General features: G+C 40.3%; 15 protein-coding genes. 6 read left to right on the top strand and 9 right to left on the bottom strand.

From position 1 onward, the window contains the following. Window positions 1–9: 9 nt before the first annotated feature. The 5 genes from ACNURT_RS06140 to ACNURT_RS06120 all read right to left on the bottom strand — a co-directional run bounded on the left by ACNURT_RS06140 (window position 10) and on the right by ACNURT_RS06120 (window position 10,371). On the bottom strand, window positions 10–2,862 hold the full coding sequence (locus tag ACNURT_RS06140) for a SusC/RagA family TonB-linked outer membrane protein (protein ID WP_419700991.1): 2,853 nt from the start codon (window positions 2,860–2,862) through the stop codon (window positions 10–12). A 32-nt stretch (window positions 2,863–2,894) separates the two neighbouring features. Continuing rightward, window positions 2,895–4,733 (bottom strand): RagB/SusD family nutrient uptake outer membrane protein, encoded by a 1,839-nt coding sequence (locus ACNURT_RS06135; protein WP_419700990.1) that lies wholly within the window; start codon window positions 4,731–4,733, stop codon window positions 2,895–2,897. Between the two features lie 18 nt (window positions 4,734–4,751). Then, on the bottom strand, window positions 4,752–8,276 hold the full coding sequence (locus tag ACNURT_RS06130; RefSeq protein ID WP_419700989.1) for a TonB-dependent receptor: 3,525 nt from the start codon (window positions 8,274–8,276) through the stop codon (window positions 4,752–4,754). A 218-nt stretch (window positions 8,277–8,494) separates the two neighbouring features. Then, entirely contained in the window at window positions 8,495–9,706 is a 1,212-nt protein-coding gene (locus tag ACNURT_RS06125; RefSeq protein WP_419700988.1) for a FecR family protein, read from the bottom strand. An 86-nt stretch (window positions 9,707–9,792) separates the two neighbouring features. Further along, entirely contained in the window at window positions 9,793–10,371 is a 579-nt protein-coding gene (locus ACNURT_RS06120; protein WP_419700987.1) for an RNA polymerase sigma factor, read from the bottom strand. Between the two features lie 285 nt (window positions 10,372–10,656). On the opposite strand from ACNURT_RS06120, the gene ACNURT_RS06115 reads away from it, so the two are divergent. After that, window positions 10,657–11,421, top strand: coding sequence for a DeoR/GlpR family DNA-binding transcription regulator (locus ACNURT_RS06115; protein WP_370994023.1), 765 nt, complete (start codon window positions 10,657–10,659; stop codon window positions 11,419–11,421). Window positions 11,422–11,482: 61 nt separating this feature from the next. On the opposite strand, the gene ACNURT_RS06110 is transcribed toward ACNURT_RS06115, so the two are convergent. The 3 genes from ACNURT_RS06110 to ACNURT_RS06100 form a co-directional block, all read right to left on the bottom strand. Next, window positions 11,483–11,773, bottom strand: coding sequence for a hypothetical protein (locus ACNURT_RS06110; protein WP_419700986.1), 291 nt, complete (start codon window positions 11,771–11,773; stop codon window positions 11,483–11,485). Between the two features lie 38 nt (window positions 11,774–11,811). Beyond that, on the bottom strand, window positions 11,812–12,099 hold the full coding sequence (locus tag ACNURT_RS06105) for an RNA recognition motif domain-containing protein (RefSeq protein ID WP_419700985.1): 288 nt from the start codon (window positions 12,097–12,099) through the stop codon (window positions 11,812–11,814). A 210-nt stretch (window positions 12,100–12,309) separates the two neighbouring features. Further along, a complete protein-coding gene (locus tag ACNURT_RS06100) occupies window positions 12,310–12,513 on the bottom strand; it encodes a hypothetical protein (RefSeq protein ID WP_419700984.1) in 204 nt (67 codons plus the stop codon). A 289-nt stretch (window positions 12,514–12,802) separates the two neighbouring features. Between ACNURT_RS06100 and ACNURT_RS06095 the strand changes: the two genes are divergently transcribed. Together ACNURT_RS06095 and ACNURT_RS06090 are read left to right on the top strand one after the other, a co-directional pair. Next, a complete protein-coding gene (locus tag ACNURT_RS06095; protein ID WP_419700983.1) occupies window positions 12,803–13,615 on the top strand; it encodes an SDR family oxidoreductase in 813 nt (270 codons plus the stop codon). A gap of 155 nt (window positions 13,616–13,770) precedes the next feature. Continuing rightward, window positions 13,771–14,676, top strand: a complete 906-nt coding sequence (locus ACNURT_RS06090) for a helix-turn-helix domain-containing protein (protein ID WP_419700982.1) — start codon at window positions 13,771–13,773, stop codon at window positions 14,674–14,676. A gap of 165 nt (window positions 14,677–14,841) precedes the next feature. Here ACNURT_RS06090 and ACNURT_RS06085 read toward each other — a convergent pair whose 3' ends face one another. Then, window positions 14,842–15,327 (bottom strand): hypothetical protein, encoded by a 486-nt coding sequence (locus ACNURT_RS06085; RefSeq protein ID WP_419700981.1) that lies wholly within the window; start codon window positions 15,325–15,327, stop codon window positions 14,842–14,844. A gap of 195 nt (window positions 15,328–15,522) precedes the next feature. On the opposite strand from ACNURT_RS06085, the gene ACNURT_RS06080 reads away from it, so the two are divergent. The 3 genes from ACNURT_RS06080 to ACNURT_RS06070 all read left to right on the top strand — a co-directional run bounded on the left by ACNURT_RS06080 (window position 15,523) and on the right by ACNURT_RS06070 (window position 18,358). After that, window positions 15,523–16,416 (top strand): hypothetical protein, encoded by an 894-nt coding sequence (locus ACNURT_RS06080; RefSeq protein ID WP_419700980.1) that lies wholly within the window; start codon window positions 15,523–15,525, stop codon window positions 16,414–16,416. Window positions 16,417–16,593: 177 nt separating this feature from the next. Continuing rightward, complete coding sequence (locus tag ACNURT_RS06075) at window positions 16,594–17,616, top strand: sensor histidine kinase (protein WP_419700979.1); 1,023 nt, start codon at window positions 16,594–16,596, stop codon at window positions 17,614–17,616. Next, entirely contained in the window at window positions 17,597–18,358 is a 762-nt protein-coding gene (locus ACNURT_RS06070) for a LytR/AlgR family response regulator transcription factor (protein ID WP_419700978.1), read from the top strand. Before ACNURT_RS06075 ends, ACNURT_RS06070 begins: the two co-directional genes overlap by 20 nt. The last annotated feature ends 120 nt before the right edge of the window (window positions 18,359–18,478 follow it).

Raw genomic sequence — 18,478 nt, 5'->3', positions numbered from 1 at the left:
AGTTTATTACTACAATTTCACTTTCATTCCAAAACTTACAGTTTTCATTAAAGGATATCCCATAGAAAGGCGTTCGGCCTCCAGATCGTCAATTTTATCCCATGTAAACAAGTTGGTTCCATTTACAAATACCCTTATGGCGTCCAGCTTCTTTAAAAAGCCCTTTTGAGGTAAAGTATAGCCCAGTTCAACACTGCGTAGTTTCAAAAAGTTACCGTTGCGCATCCAAAAATCAGATGCCTGGGTATTATTGGCATTGCTCAGGGTAGAAAGGCGGGGCGAAGTAGCCGTAGTGGCGTTTTCAGGAGTCCAGCTGTTTGCCGAAAATGCGGTAATGTTGTTATTGTTTACAAATGGTTTAATATAGTATGGGGCATCATCAAGCAAGCTAACTGTACGATGCATAACCCCCTGCAGATAGGCGTCAAAATCAAATCCTTTATATTTAAAACCAAGGTTAAAGCCAATGGTAATTTCGGGTAATTTGGTATAATTTAAGGGTACCTTGTCATAATCATTAATGATACCATTGCCATCCTGGTCGGCAAATTTCAAATCACCTGGCTTCACATTGGTATATGAAGAGGCAACTACACCCTGCTTTAAATTACCATTAGCATCAAAATCAGATTGTTGATAGAAGCCCTTGAAAACCAACCCCCGCATTTGATTAAGCGGATAGCCTTGTGTGTAGAGGTAATTATAAGGCTGCGGAGCTTCGGATCTTTTGGTTATTTTATTCCGGGCAAAAGCTACCGATCCACCTACATAGTATTCAAAATTACGATGCTTTTGGTCAAATTTAAGAGAGGCTTCAATTCCTTTATTATGTACCTCACCTGTATTGGCATATTGCAAGTTAAAACCGGTGTAATCGGGTACGCCAGCCGATGGGATCTCGAGGATACCCGTGCGTTTTTCTGTAAATACATCTACAGTACCCGAGAGGTTTTTCCATAACTCCCAATCAACACCAATGTTTAGTGTGGTTTTCTTTTCCCATGCAGCATTCGCATTGGTGAAAGGGCCCTCTGCAAGACCACCATGGTTGGTGTTAGCGGTTCCGGTAATCCATCCCGGGGCACCTACTGCAAATTGCTGATATAAGAAACGGTAATTTTCATTGATACTACCGGTAGAACCATAAGAAGCTCTTAACTTCAGGAAATTAACAGAAGCGTTATCTTTCAAGAAATCTTCTTTAGATACTATCCAGCCCAAACCAACCGCAGGAAAAAAACCATATCGGTTACCTGGCTGAAAATCAGCCGATCCATTGTACGCGGCAGAAAAATCAACAATGTATTTTTTATCATAGTCATAGGTTAAATCGCCAGACAAGCCTTGTGTACGTACCTGATAAGTTAAACCGTTGTGGCTATAACCTTGCCTTCGGGCCATGATCATACCGGTAAAAGTATGTTTGCCAAAACTGCGATCATAATCAAAACCCACCTGTACAGTAGTCCGGTTCCAGAATGGGCCGCCGTTGTCATTACTTGACTGACTGATAGTGCCTATCGTTTTATAAACAACACTGCCATTTGACATTACCGGCTGGTCATTAGCATCTTTTACAATCTCATAAGACGGCACCGAGAACAGTTTTTGATAAACACCAACATACTGGTTGCTAAATGATACCAAGCCCCGCAGATCCAGGCCTTTGGTTATGGCATCCAGTTTCTGGGTAAAGCTAAAGGTTGTTTGCAGGGTTCTGGTGTGAGAGCTATACACTCCGTTTTGTTGCAGAAGCTCAACCGGGTTAAAATTGTACACAGAACTATTTCCCCAGGAACCATTTGGATTTTTCACCGGGAAAGCAGAAGCGGGCAAATACATGAGCGCGTTGAATACATCACCCGCGGCAAAGCCTGATGGGGTATTTCTATCTTCAGTTATACCACTGATATTGGCCATTACCGATAGATTTTTGTTCAACTGCAGTTCCACATTAGCCCGAAGGTTTAACTTGGTATACCTGGCGTTTGTACCAAAATCCTTATCAATAATATTGGCATTTTTATATAAACCTTCAAAGTTGGTGTAATTCATCAGCACAAAATATTTGGCTGTGGCATTTCCTCCCCTGAAAGAAAAATTGTAATCCTGAATAGTTGAGGTTTTTTTAAGCAACTCATCATACCAGTTCACATTTGGGTGAAACGGATCGTTAGCAGCCTTATACAATTCCGGATTTGGATACTTAATAGGCAAGCCATCATTTTTTAAAGCCTGATTATAACCTGTGGTATAGCCATAGGCATCCATCACCGTGGGCAGGTCAATGGCGCTGAGTATCCCATACCTGCCGTTAACAGTTATTTGTGTTTTAGGCATCACCGCTCCTCGTTTGGTTTTGATACTGAGCACACCAGCTCCGCCCTGTAACCCATATACGGCTAATGCAGCAGCGTCTTTTAACAGCGTTACCGATTCTATTTCATAAGCTGATAAACCACTTATGGCTCCCATATCAACCTGTGAGCCGTCCAGATAAATGAGTACCTGGTTCCCGGCTATATTCCAGCTGCTTTGCCCCCTAACATAAAGGGTGGGATTATCATACCCAGGTTCACCAGATCCGGTTACCACAGTTAAACCCGGAATGCGCCCCTGAAGTGTATTTAATAAATTACCTACGGTCATATGGGTTAAGTCTTCACCCGGCAGGGTAAAAACCGCGCCTGTATTTCTCCAGGATCTTTCAGTTTTTATTCCACCATCAATTATTGCTTTTGAAGCGGTATTATTGGCTTTAATGGAATCTGCCTGACTTACATTTGTAGTTTGCGCATTGGCGGCAGAAAAGCTACAGAACGTAAAAATCCATGCAAAAAGGCTTATATATTCTTTTTTCATTTTTCTCATTAATTGTTAATGTGTACAGCTGATTACCACCCCGGATTTTGTCCATCCCAACTCTTATTACCCAGATATCTTAAACTGATCTCTTTACTGGGGAACGGAACGTAATAGTATTTTGCGGGAAACACTCTTGTAACAAAAGGCACAACCTGCCAGGTTCGCTTTAATTGCCCGTCTGTACCTTTCCTTGCGGTGGTTTGGATACCGTGCAAAGTACCATTTAACACCGATTTTGCCTTTAGCCAACGGTTAAGGTCATTATACCGATGACCTTCATAGGCTAATTCAATAGTACGTTCATTTTGAATAGCATCCCTGAATGAACCGGCGTCAGCAGGATGCTTTTCGGGCATACCGGCTCTTTTTCTGATCAGGTTAAGATAGTTGGTGGCATCGCCTCCCGGCCCCTGGTATTCATTCAATGCTTCGGCGTAGCTCAAATAAAATTCCGCTAAACGAAACACCGGCCAGGCCAGGTGATTATCCGTCATGTTATCAACCCGGGCAACAAACTTATACACCTCTGTAGCATAACCATCAACCCCGGCATCACTACTGGCCAGGTTACCATCGGTTGCATAATCCCCCTTTTTATAATAGGCTAAAACACCACGCTGACTGCTGTAATATTTACCATCGTAAGCAATGGTTTGATAAAACCTGGGATCAAGATTAAGAGCTGCAATATCAACCGGCAAGTCGGCACCGGTAGCAGGTAAAGTCCACTTAGTACCGTCCGTTTTTTCATACTGCTGTATAAATTCAACAGGCACATTGTTCTTTACGCCCCATTGAGCCAAACGTAATTTCGACGATAAATACTGTCCCCACACAAAACCGCTGCCCGCCTGGTTAGCCGTGTTCACTAAAATCAGCTCCTGGTTTGCAAATACGTTCCATACCGACTCATAATCACCAAGTGTGGCATAGGTTTCGCCAGTTGTTAAAGGTTTCCCGGTATTGAGTAAAGATACCCCTGCACCTCCTGCGTTATCTATTACGTCTTTAGCAGCCTTGGCCGCTTTGTTCCAACGTTCCTGGTCATAACTCGCATAAGCCAATACTGTATCGCGACCATCTCCAAAACGAGCGCCTGATACTTCGGCTTTTAAATTGGCTGGTGTATTATAAAGCGGACTTGCAGCATATAATAATATCCTGGCTTTTAAAGCCAAAGCAGCCAGCTTGGTAACCTTTCCAAAATCGGCAGATGCACGTGTAGCGGGCAGCATGCTTGCAGCCTGGTCGCACCATTTAACTACACTATCAACTACAGATTGTACCGAGCTGCGCGGTATCTCGATTTTGGAGTCACCGTCCAAAGGTTTATTTACAATGGGGATACCACCATAATATCTAAACGCCTCAAAATGCTGCATAGCCCTGCAAAAAAGGGCCTGCCCTTTTACATCTGTCTTCCAGTTTGCATCGGCATCAGCAACCTTATTGATATTTTTTAATACCAGGTTTGCCTGCCTTATGCCTTTGTAATGCCAGCCATAACCAGGGCCATTATCCGCGCCAAAACCGTAATCACAGTTGGCGTCGGCACTCATGTTACCGGTTATATATGATCCGGTACCAATTGTATTTGAAGCCCAATCATAAGCAGGGTGTATAATATAAAGCTGATCTGTAATGGCTTCGGGACGGCAACCATCATAGGTTTGCGGAAAATAACCCCTTATGCACAGATAATACATCTCTGCTATCGCATACTGTGCCTGGTTCTTGCTGTCAAAAATAGTATCAACCGTTACCGACCCACCTTTGGGTTTTTCCAGAAAGCTTTTTTTGCAGCTTGTTGTAGACAAGCCACCAACAATACCTACAAAAAGCAATATGAGTATATTTATTCTTTTCATTATTTAGCTATTAGTTGATTAAAAATTAACATTTAAACCCGCGTTATAAGTTCGGGTTAGCGGATAACCGATGTATCCTAAGTTTTCGGGATCACCCCATATTTTATTAGGTGACCATGTGTACAGGTTCAAACCGTTCACATAAAAACGGGCAGATTTGATACCCACTTTTTTCAAAAAACTTGGCTTGAGCGTATACCCTATCTCCATGTTTTTCAATCGCAGATATGAGGTACTTTTCAGGAAAAAAGTGCTGTAGGCGGCCGCCTGGTTATAGGCAGCAATAGGAAAGTCGATCCGGTCGCCATTGTCATAGCGCTCCTGCGTATAGCGGTTCAGATCCACATCAAAAAGTGATTGCTGCTTGTTAAAATGAAGCTCCTGCATGGCATATTTGGCCACTCCGCCAACACCCTGCAAGAGTGCCGAAAAGTCGAAACCTTTATAGCTGAAACCGAATGAAAAACCGTAGCTAAGTTCCGGTATATCTGTTTTACCGGTTCGCACATAATCCTTTTCGTTGATGATACCGTCACCATTAACATCCACCAACCTCACCTCTCCGGGTTGCAGCGGAGCACCCGCATAACCCAGATCTTTCTGATAAACCGGGTTCCCTGCAGCGTTTACATAAGGTTTCCCACTTTTATCTAAGGCCCTTACCGGGCTTGACAATATGGGGTTTCCGTTACCATCAATAGCATATAGCTGTGACCATGAAGTATACAAGCCGTTTGCCTGCAGGTATGATCCCTGATTGATAGGGCGACCGGTAGCGGCATTATATTCCTGTCCGGGAGCAATAGCTTCGTCTTGGAAAATAATCTTGTTCTTGTTGGTTGAGGCATTTCCTTTTACCCACCAGGTAAATTTTCCGGGGGCACTGTTATAGGTGATCTCCAACTCATTACCCCAATTTTTCACCTCACCTAAATTGTATGGAGGTAAAGTTGCCTGAACTATACCCGGAACACTTCCGCGGTATGAAAGGATGTTTTTACGATGTTCGTTAAAGTGATCAAACGTAAGCGTAACACGTTCGTTAAACAAATGTGCCTCTAAACCTATATTTGATTTGGTGGCAACCTCCCAGGTAACGTTTGGATTACCCAATACATTCTCCATTGCTCCTTGTACACTGTTACGATCATTGAGCGTTCCGAAAGTATAGCTATCGCCATATTTCCAGGTATCAGGTAGGTACAGGTAACGCGCTAACTGTGGGGGATTACTCCCAGGTACATAAATCCCATCATTTCCTACCTTACCTAAACTCCCCCTGACTTTCAGGTAGGTTACATAATCGGTTTTGGGGAAGAAAGACTCATTACTGGCAATCCAACCCAATGAATAAGCAGGCAGGAAACCAAATCTTTTACCTTCGGGAAAATTTTCTGATCCGTTATAACCCATGTTATACTCGGCCAGATATCTATTATCATAAGCGTAAGTTACCCTTGCAGCGGCACCTTCATATGCATGGGGCAGATCAGGGACATAAGTTGGGTCATACCGTTTTTCGGCATTTGCTAATATCAGACCTGTAACAACATGCTTTTTTGCAAAAGTATGGTTGTAGTTTATCGAAAACTCTCCATATAGCTTACGCCATTTTTCGGTGTAGTAATCAGTTGATCTCATGGGCGCCACATCATTAGTCAACTGCACCAGGATGGGATTTAATTTATCGCCATTTGGATTAGGTCGTACACCATATAGCAATGGTGTATACTTTCCGTAAGAGCGGTCCTGAAAATAACTATCATAAGCACCTCTTGCGTTGATTGATAAACCTTCGGTAATAAAATCGAGTTTATGCGTTAATTTGATTGAAGAATTTAAGGTACTATTGGTGTTGATATTGTAATTATTGCTGTTGGCTATGGCATATAATGGATTGAGCTGTTCGTTCTGATTACTAAATGGCACCACAAATTTACCATTGATAATACCAGGCGATCCAAGCGGCGAAGACCATAGGATACGTTTTTCCCAGGTATAGGCATCATTATCCATACCTGTTATAGTTACATACTGTGTAGCAATATCAACCGATACGCGGAAGTTTTTATTGACATCAAAATCAAGGTTTGAACGCAAATTGTAACGTTTTTTCTTGAACTGCATGTCGTCACCGAATGGCATATAATCTGTATTAAACAAGCCCCCTTGTTTCAAATAACCAAGGGATACGAAATATTTTACAGACGGCGTTCCACCGGTAATATTTACGTTGTACTGGGTTTGCGGTGTGAACTTATTAAAGATCTGTTTTTTCCAATCCTGATCCGGATGTCCGTAAGGGTCATAATAAGGATTTGGCTTTCCATTGACAGTGGGCGTATGTGCATTCTGGTAATATTTCAGGTCATCAGGTGAGTAATAGATCGTGGCTTCTTTTACCCAATTAGCATCTCTTTTCTGGGCAAAATCACTCCAGGTTTTTACATCAGCATCACGGGAATGCTGTATCCAATAGTTCTCATAACTCTGTTCATTTAATAAGGAAGCATATTGGTATGAATTAACAAAATTAGGCATACTGGAGAATTGTGATATAGCCGTTTGGGCTGTACCACTTACTTTAGGAGCGCCTTCTTTACCGCGCTTGGTGGTGATCAGAATAACACCGTTGGCACCACGAACACCATATACTGCTGTAGCAGAAGCATCTTTTAATATGCTCACCGTTTCAACTTCATTGGGATCGATGTCATTATAGGTATCGCGTGCAACACCATCAACCATGATCAGCGGTGCGGTTACACCGGTATAGGTTCCAACACCTCGCACATATAGGGTTGAGTTATCATCGCCTGGTTTACCCGATGTTTGGATAGCCGTTAAACCTGATAAACGGCCGGCTAATGCATTACTTAAATTCGCGGTTGGCGATTGTACCAGGTCTTTAGTACCAATAGAGGTAATGGCCCCGGTAACCGATTCTTTCCTTTGCGTACCATAACCTACTACTACAACTTCGTTCAGGTCAGTTGGATTATCTTCGAGGGTTATATTGAGTTGTGGTTTACCATTAAGCGGCATTTCGCGGGTTACAAAGCCAACAAAGCTAAAAACCAGTATGGCGTTATCATCACTAACATTAATGGTATAATTTCCATTATTGTCGGTCACTACACCAGTTCTTGTTCCCTTCTCTTTAATCGTTACCCCTGGTAAGGGAAAGCCCTTATTGTCAGTAACTTTTCCCGTAATTTTTTTCGGTGGCTTAGCATTGTCACTCTGGCCTGTTTTTTTACTAATTAATATGGTTTTATTTTCAATTACATAGGTGAGTAACTGGTTGGCAAAGCACATATCCAGTGCCTGTTTTAAAGGGACATTTTTAAGATCAAGGCTTACCGGTTTGGCAAACTTCAGGTCGTCTGAGTTATATAAAAAATCGTAGCCTGTTTGATTTTGTATTTGCTCAAATACTTCTTTCAGATTGCTTTTTTCGGCCTTCAATGTAACCTTCTGTGCGTAAGTTGCTGCTGTTACCTGTAAAAAGGTGGCCGTTAGCAAAATTAGGGTTAGTTTCATGATAAGCACAGGTTTATATAGGCGCCCACGTTGTTTGCCGCAAGTAAATGCAGTAAAATTTTTATACATTTGAATGTCAGTTTATTAATTAAGTGGTTGTATTCGCTGCAATTAATTTCATTATCTGTCATAGCCGGATCATGGCTGACACCAGGGGCGGTCCGAAACGCTCCTGGTTTACTTCCAGATAATAATAAGTGAGAAATGGGAATGTAGATTTATTGCATAACTATAATCCTCCTTCCTGTAATTTTAAAGTGTACTTTTCCTATTTTTTCCAGATTATTCAATAACTCTGTAATTCCTTTGGAGCGGTAAAATGTGCCCCCAAAACGCTGATTTTCAAAGCTGCCCTGATATTCAACATCCACATCATACCAGCGCGATAACTTTTTCATGATGGCGTTGATGTTGTCATCGTTAAATACAAAATACCCGTTTTTCCAGGCCATAACCTGGTTAATGCTGGCTTCAGAAACATTGATTAAATCGGTGTTGTTTTTAATAACAGCCTGTTGGCCTGGCTTTAATAAACACTGCTTATTATTTTTACTGATCTGAACTGAGCCTTCTAATAAAGTAGTGGTAAGTTCCGCATCATCATTATAGGCCGCGATATTGAAATGTGTACCCAAAACTTTCACATAGGTGTTAGTAACATGAACATAAAAAGGCTTATTCCTATTTTTAGCGACTTCAAAATAGGCTTCTCCGGTAAGCTTTACATGCCTTTCGTTACCTGCAAACTCCACGGGGTAACTTAATGATGATGATGAGTTTAACCATACATTGGTACCATCTGGGAGCTTCACTTTATACTCGCCTCCACGCGGGGTGCTTAATGTGTTATATATAGTATCGGTATGTGCAATTGTTCTGTTATTATCTGCCTGCGCATTATAAACAAGTCCTTCATTATGAGCCTTGTTAACCACTGTTCGGCCAGATTTTGTTAGCATCCCATCAGCCACGCTGTCCAATAAAATAACTTTACCATTTGCCAGCGTTAAGCTTGCTTTAGCGCTGCCCGGTAAAATTTGAGAAGATTTAACTTTTGTTAAATCATTTTGATCGGTTACTTTATTATACCTGTTAAATAAAAAATAAAAGCTAACAGCGCTAAAAAAAACAAGGATAACGGCAACTCTTATCCAGTTGCTGTACCATTTGCTTGCAGATTTACTATCCTCAGGTTCTTCAGTTTCACGAATAAATCTGCTATCAGATTTAATGCGCTCTAAAACTTTTTTAGCCTGAAAACGATTAAACTCCGGCCCTTCTTCAAGCATCAATAACCGCTCATCTATTGTCTTAGCTATTTCGTCGGAATCATTATTACGCAGATAATCAAGCAACTCAATACAGTCGGTATCAGTTATGGTATTATTAAAATACTGCTGTAATAAACGCTCGAGTTTATCCTTATTCATATATGATGGTTTATAATACCCAGAATGGGTTTGGTACGTAGAGAACACACCAACTATAGGATAGGACTAGTCAGAAATAAAAAAAATTAAATCCAGAAAAATAAAACTGCAAAATAGATGAGATCTGAATATTGCAAGTGGGATCTTAAAGTTTTGAGCGCCTCAACCATATGGTTTTTTACCGTATTTGGCGATATCTGCAATTGATCAGCTATTTCTTTGTGCGACAGGTGCTCTACGCGGCTTAATCTGAATATGAGTTGTTGCTGTTTGGGTAGTTTATTAATGATGTTTTCTGTAAACTTCTCCAATTCATTAACCAGCAAATCTTCTTCTGTATCGTTGTGTGAGGTTACAATACGATTGATCAATTTATCGGCAAACTCTCTGGATTGGCAAATTTGCCTTAATGCATTTAGTGATAATCTTTTGGCAATTACATAAATGTAAAGCCACATATTTCCTTCGGGGTTTAATTTTTCCCGGCTCATCCAAAGATTTATAAAACATTCCTGAACAATCTCTTCACTCTGTTCTCTGTCTTTTAAAAATCTGAATGCCAGCCTGTAAACTTTTTCACAGTACATTTCATAAATAGCATCAAATGCAGACTCTTCACCTGCAATCAATTGCTGAATTTGATCACTGTTAATAATTTTATGCACTTTACTATTTACGTTTATAATTAATTGGGACCTAAATATAAATAGGAATTTTTGATATTGCCATTCACTTTTCCATTTAGTTTACCACTACATTAACACTACCAGAAAAAAACATCAAAAACAATAGCCTAACAATAAGTTAAAGTTAGCATGATATGCAACAGCTACAAGTGATTGCTGATCATCGTATATAAAATTGTTTTTATAGTGGTTAATCGTGTACTTTATTAAACATTTGATATTCATAATGTGTAATTTGGCCCTATAAATTTGATTGATGATTTTATGATCAATTTAACAGAGCGACACCAGTATATTATCAATAAAATGCAAAAGGAGGGCTATGTTGAAGTAGTTGACCTGTGCAAAGAATTGAAAGTCTCGTCCGTAACCATCAGGAAGGATCTGAAATATCTGGAAGAAAAACATTTGCTTTTCCGTACGCATGGCGGGGCTACACAAAGTAACCCTTACACTTCTGATAGGCCGGTAAATGAAAAAGAAAAAATAAATTCGGCCGAAAAGATGCGTATCGGGGCTGCTGCTGCCGGCCTCATCGGGGTTAATGATTCTATTATTCTGGCTTCGGGTACAACCATACAGGCCTTTGCAAAAAGCATACAAGCCAGGGAAGCTCTTACGGTTATCACCTCATCGTTAAATGTAGCTATCGAGCTGATCCATACCCCGGGGGTTGAAGTATTGCAACTGGGTGGAATGATCAGAAAAAGTTCCTCATCAGTAATGGGCGCCTACGCCGAAAACATCCTGAAAGATTTTTTCTGCAGCATGCTGTTTTTGGGTGTGGATGGTATTGATATTGAATATGGCCTCACTACAACCAATGCTATGGAGGCCCATTTGAATAAACAAATGATGGCCATCTCTAACAAAACCATTGTACTGGCTGATTCTACCAAATTCGGGAAACGTGGTTTTGGTAAAATATGTAATATTGATGAAATAGACCAGATCATTACCGATGACCAGGTATCAGATCATGTAGTAAACACGCTGGAAAGTGCTGGTGTTACCGTTACTATTGCTTAGTTCTTTAACTGTATGCTTGTATTTATAGCAATAAATACGGTTCAGTTAAATAATTAAAAACTCAGACCGACTTCCATATTTTGAACACATTTTCATATCGGGCATCCGTATCTCGTATAACAACTGATAGATGATCCTGGCGTACCGGAAAATGTTTGTCAATAGTGTAATAGATCTTTTGCAGGAGATTACCGAGCTTTTGTTCAAAATCAGCTTTGCTAATACTAATCAACACCTGGTTACCCAAAGCGGCCACTATCCCTTGTTCCCCTATCTCGCTTTTTAGCAAATGTATCACGTTAACGGTTAACGTTCTGGCAGCAATTTCTGCCATTGTTATCATTTCGTTCATTAAAATAACCCTAATTAAATAAGAAAAAGCGCATTTGTTTATCTTATTGAAATGCGCGGGCGTTTATGTACATGGACTTCTTCGGGTTGCTGATCGGCAAGCTTAACCACAATGTCCCGATCGCCTATGGTACTGCCATCCAATTCCTTGATCGCGTGTAAACCTTGCTGGTCATCCTGCATCTCCACAAAGCCAAAACCTTTGCTCTTACCCGTTTTAGGTTCTATTATAATTTTAACAGCTATAACGGCACCAAATAATTCAAACAATTGCCTGATACCTACACCGCTTACGTAAAATGGAATATTCGCTACAAAAATCTTCATAATTCCTGATTTTTAATGACAAACACTTATTAACCCTCAGTTAACAAGTAACGATTTGGATTTATGAAAAGTTTAAGAAATTTTCATAATTATTGATTATGATTTATTAATGACATCAATTATAATGATACCGGCATCATTACTATCCGGTCTGTAAAATTTCTCCGAGGTTACTTCGGGACAAAATGGATCATCTAACTTTCACTGAGTTCAACCGTATCTGAATGGTAATTGAGCAGGGTTGTACGCTTGTATAGGGTTACCGGTGTAATGTTCCAGATAACCATTTTCATTTACCGCAAATTTGCCTGTTCCGGATATGTGTGCCGGTTTTTTCCTTTTGGGACCGGCTAACGGAATAATGATAACCGCTAATAAAGTCACTATTTTTAATACGATATAAATTGATGCCATAACATAAAATATTTGACTATTAATAAATCAGGACACACAAACCAATAACATGCCATAAAATACCTGTTGCTATAAATCGGCTTAAAATGAGATAGGGCCATAAAATAGTGGTATTTTAAAAAACAGGGGAAAATCCCGACTATCATTTTGAAAGGGCAGAGTTATCAAAATGATAAATGTAAGGATGAGCTCATCATCATCCTCTAAAAGTATAAGTGATCAGTTGAAAAGTATAAATCTGTCTGCGCCTTTCGTCCCACCTTTGCTTCAGCATTTAAATATAAAAGCAATGAAAAAGACAGTATTAATAACCGGCGCTTCATCAGGATTTGGAAAAGAGGCCGTTAAATTATTTCATAAAAACAACTGGAACGTTATAGCTACCATGCGTTCGCCAGAAAAAGAAACAGAATTACCGGCACTTGATCAGGTTTTATTAACCAAATTGGATGTAACCGACAAGGCCAGCATACAAAACGCAGTGAAAGCCGGTATTGAAAAGTTTGGTCACATTGATGTATTGGTAAACAATGCGGGTTATGGTGCATTTGGTGCATTGGAAGCTGCCAGTGAAGCAGAGATCAAAAAACAATTCGATGTTAATTTCTTTGGGCTGATTGATGTGACCAAAGCCTTGTTACCCCTGATGCGCCAGCAAAGATCAGGCATCATTATCAATGTTTCTTCCATCGGAGGCAAGGTTACTTTCCCATTTTCATCTCTTTACCATGCTACCAAATTTGCGTTGGAGGGTTTAACAGAATCTATCCAATATGAGTTAAACCCATTAGGTATCCGCTTAAAAATAGTTGAACCGGGTGGTTATAAAACCGAGTTCGCAGGTCGTTCTATATCCATTTACGGCGTTGGCGGATCAGGCGATTACCAGGCGCCATTTGATAAATTTATCAGCGCGGTAGAGCAATGGCCGATGTCTGAGAACATTAGCGAAGTGGCCAATGCCATTTATGAAGCAGCCACCGATGGTACCGAAAAATTACGTTACCCAGTAGGCCATGATGCCGGGCCAATATTGGAGGCAAGACACCAAATGGATGATGTGGATTTCAAAAAAATGATAATAGGCCAAATGGGGATTTAGTAGGGAGCAATGATTTTGGGAATAAGGAGCAAGGACTTTTCTTTTTTCCTTAGTCTTTGCTCCTTATATCCTTGCTCCTTATTCCCAAAAATCCCTACTCTCTAACCTGGGCAGCCTTCCCTTTTTTATAGTAACTTTATCTTATCAATAACAACATGGCCGATAAATACATTGACATTAAATCAATCAGCCAACTGCACCAAATGGTACAATACGCCTCACCCAGGCATCCTCTGGTGAGTGTGATTGACCATTGCGATTTCTATAAAAACTATCGGCCTAAAGCAGAGGTATTTTACCGGTTTGGGTTTTATATCATTTCATGTAAAAAGTTCGACGGATTGTTAAAATACGGTAAGGGACATTATGATTTTAATGAAGGCTCTCTGATGTTTACAGCGCCCGACCAGGTTATAGGTCCCGGACCAGATGTTCAAGTAGAAGAAGGCTGGGCACTGTTCATCCACCCCGATCTGATCCATGGTACCGATCTGGGCAGGAAGATACACCAGTATTCATTTTTTAATTACGAGATAAATGAGGCACTGCATATCTCGGAGGAGGAAAAACTGATCATCAAAGATTGTGTAGCGAAGATCGAAAAAGAGTACGCGCTAAATATCGACAAGCATTCGCAGGGCCTTATTGTGAGCAATATTGAATTGTTATTAAATTACTGCAACAGATTTTATGACCGCCAGTTTTATACCCGGGCCAAAGTCAATTCAGACGTGGTACAGCAGTTTGAAAAATTGCTAAAAGATTATTTTTCGCAAAGCACCCTTATAGAAACCGGCTTGCCCAGCGTAGGTTATTTTGCCTCCAGGCTCAACCTTTCGCCCAATTATTTGTCAGATCTGCTGGGTAAATTTACAGGCAAAACCACACAGGAGCATATCCACCTGGAACTGATAGATAAAGCGAAAACCATGCTGTGGGGTACCAATCAGTCCATCAGCGAAATTGCTTACGGACTTGGATTTGAGCACCCATCCCACTTTACCAAAATATTTAAAACAAAAACGGGTAAATCGCCCAGTGAATACCGTTTAATGAATTAAAAGTTCTCAGGAGCAGGAATGGCCAAATATTTTAAAACCTGGCTCAAAAAAATAGGAATATACCGGTATCATCAAATCAAAAAGCTCTGCAACACGCAGAGCTTTTCTATAAAAACCGACAAATAAAAATACCCCTATTATTTACGTCCCGACAAAATCAATCACTTACGGTTTAGCAAGGGTAATATCTATCTTTCCATCTTCCATACCTTCTATATTCTTGTCAGTAAATATGGTTTTGGAAGTTTTCTCCAGGGCAGTTAATAGCTCTTCTGTACTACCTTTGGCATGAGCCACTAAAATAATAGAACCAGTACCGCTAAATTTCATTTTGGTGCTATCAACCCCGGCGCAGGCTTTTACATTGGTATTCAGTTTCCGAAGGTTTTCCATAGTGATGCCTTTAATGGTGATAACCGTTTTATATCCCGAAAGAGCATTAGCAGGAGCGGGTGCAGCTGCATCAACTTTCTTTTTCTTTTTGAAGATCCCGAAAACTTTGTCGGTTGTGGAACCGGCTCTACCCGCGGTATTTGTCGCGTTATCGGCCTTGTTAAGTAAGCTATTTGCTTTGTCGATAATACCTTGAGCTTTTACCGTAGATATCCCTGTAAGTACGGAGAACAAAATTAAAACGATAAGATTTTTCATGACGGATTGATTTGGTTAATGCTTGTATAGATTATTTGATAGATGATGGAAACTTTACTTTATTCTCTTAGATGTATAGAGGTTATAGGGATATCTCGTACATAATAATTACTATACAAAACTATTTCATAAATATGTCAATGGAAATACCAGTATTTTTGGAATTATTTATACCAGTTTTTAGGTAGTTGAACCATGGTTTTAGCAGAAATACAAACCGACATACAGGCAATAGAAGAAGACCGGACGATCTATCAGGAAATCAATTTTAACCACCGGACAAATGCTATCGATTTTATTGATTTTCATATCATTGACCGGATTGAAGGACTCTTGCAAAACTCTGAGCACAAGGAAGTATTAACTATACTGCAACAACGCGCAGAAAGAGTAAAATCCGATCTTGAAAATATAGATAGTAACCTGTTTACTCACCTCAAAGAAAAGATAAGAACAGGTGTTTACTCCGGGGCATCTTTCAGGGAAATGATCGATAAATATTGTGGATATAATGTTTATGAGCCAGATAAGATCGGTTATGACAACCTGGATGATTTTATCAACGGACTCCTATCCGACCCGGCCATTCCCGAAGCCACCATGGAGCGGGAACCCGAAATGGTATTTTATCAAAAAACACCTGCCAGAATAATATTTGAGTTAGCGGAGCTGGCAGCATTCAGGCCGGGCGATGTCTTTTTCGACCTGGGCTCGGGCCTGGGCCAGGTGACTATCCTGATGAATCTGATCAGCGAAGCTCCGACAAAAGGAATTGAATATGAACCGGCTTACTTCCATTACGCTAAAGCCTGTGCGTCGCAACTCAACTTACCCCATGTTGAATTCATCAATATAGACGCCCGCCAGGCAGACTATTCCCAGGGTACGGTATTCTTCCTGTACACTCCTTTTGAAGGAGAGATACTACAAACTGTGCTGGAAATATTGCAAAAAGAGTCTTTAAAAAGAATCATCAGAATTTTCACTTACGGCCCATGTTCCAAAGCGGTAGCATTACAAAGTTGGCTCAGTTGTATACATGGCCAGGCGAATGATCCATATAAACTATGTGAGTTTAAAAGCTTGTAGATATTCACGGCATGAATAGTCCGATTCAAGATGCAAAATGTCTGATTGAACCCTAAACAGGTAAGCGATCCTGGCTTTTGGTTATAGTTTAGCAACATAACCGGGATAATGAAGGCGATAATTTACTTTATCTTTGCCTTACGACCATCTGTATTCCCGTAAAACAATTTATGCTGAATGAAAAATACAAACTTTAAAATATCTCCGGGGATTATATGGGTCAGTTCAATCTTTCTGGGTTTATTATCATCTGTCCCTCAAATTGCGGAGCGGCATTTTAACCCGGCAGAGGCCGCTGTAAACTCGGCGATCACTGGCTTATTTGCCCTGTTTGTATGGTATTATAATATATACACGCTGCGCGGAAACCCGGTTACCAACCGTTCAAACAGAAGCTTTTCTTATTACCGGCTCATGAGCAGTCTATTAATCGGTATTGGGGTTATGCTGGCTTTAGCTTCTATACAGCAACTCATCTTATCGCACATCAACTTCGGGCCGGTAATGTTGATGGTTGAGGTGCGGGGCATACTCATTAATTTGGTTTTTTACATGTTCATACACCTCATGTATCAAAACTACAAAAACCAGCAGGTTAGTATCGAGCTGGAGCGCACCAAATCCGACAACCTGGAAGCGCAATATGAATTACTGAAACAACAGATTAATCCCCATTTCCTATTCAACAGCTTAAATACACTGAAGGCCATGGTGGAAACCAACGACAAAAATTCAGTAGATTTTATTCTGAAACTATCCAATTTTTATCGTTTCACACTGGAAAGCCGCAAGCTGGATCTGATCCATCTATCAGAAGAATTGGAAATAGTTGAAGCCTATAATTTTTTACTAAAGGCCCGGTTTGAGGATGGCTTTACTTTTACCAATACCATCAGCGAAAAATGCCTTGGCACGCTTATTCCGCCGTTTACCTTGCAACTGCTGATAGAAAATTGTATCAAACATAACGTAGTATCATTGGAGCGCCCACTGCATATAAAGTTTTATGAGGAAAACGATAGCTTAGTGATGGAAAATCAGGTACAACCGAAAAGAAATGAGGAATCATCATTGGGCGTGGGGTTAAAAAACATCAGCCTGCGCTATAGCCATTTGTTAGACAAAAAGATCGAGATCATTAATGACAATAAAATATTCAAAATAAAACTCCCGGTAATACATGAACATTATCATCATTGAAGACGAATTAAAAGCAGCCCGATCACTCGAAAACATGATAGCCGAAGTTAGGCCCCAGGCAAAAGTAATAGCTCAACTGCAGAGCATCGAAAGTTCAGTAAAATACCTGACGGAGAACAAACAGCCCGACCTCATATTCATGGACATACAGCTTTCTGATGGCTTATGTTTTGAGATCTTTAAATCTGTTAAAATTACCTGCCCCATTATTTTTTGTACCGCGTTTGATGAGTATTCACTGGAGGCATTTAAGGCCAATAGTGTAGACTATGTATTGAAGCCATTTTCAAAAACCGATATCGCCGACGCTTTTAAGAAGGTCGATGAGCTCAAAAACTTTTTTCAGCAAAGCATTATGCCCGATCTGGGTAGCCTGTTGTCGCAAATTGCGCCACCTGCCGGGAAGAAGAGTTTCCTGGTATTTAAACATAACAAATATACCACCGTATCTACCGATAGTATTGCTTTCTTTTATATCCGGAACGAGGCAACATCCATCATGTGTTTTGATCAGCAGGAGTATGCGTTAAACCAGTCGCTTGACCAGCTTATAAGCTTACTATCTCCTGTACAATTCTTCAGGTTAAACAGGCAGTATATCGTAAATTTTAGCGCGATAAAAGAGGTGGAACATTATTTTATGCGCAAGTTATTTGTAAAACTCACTATCCCCACGCCCGAAAAATTATTGATTAATAAAGAGAAAGCACCTGTTTTTTTAAACTGGCTCGAGAACAGATAAAACACAAAGGTAACGTCAATATTTTGGAGTTCATAAATGTCCGGTCAGCCGGGGATTATGACTAACTGAGCCTTTTTCGACTAAATAAGCACCTATTAGGAGAATACTTTTGAGTAATTA

The sequence above is a fragment of the Mucilaginibacter sp. NFX135 genome (assembly GCF_048565145.1).
Taxonomy (GTDB): Bacteria; Bacteroidota; Bacteroidia; order Sphingobacteriales; family Sphingobacteriaceae; genus Mucilaginibacter.
The sequence above is the reverse complement of the archived record's forward strand: the minus strand, read 5'-3'. Positions and strand labels throughout refer to the sequence as shown.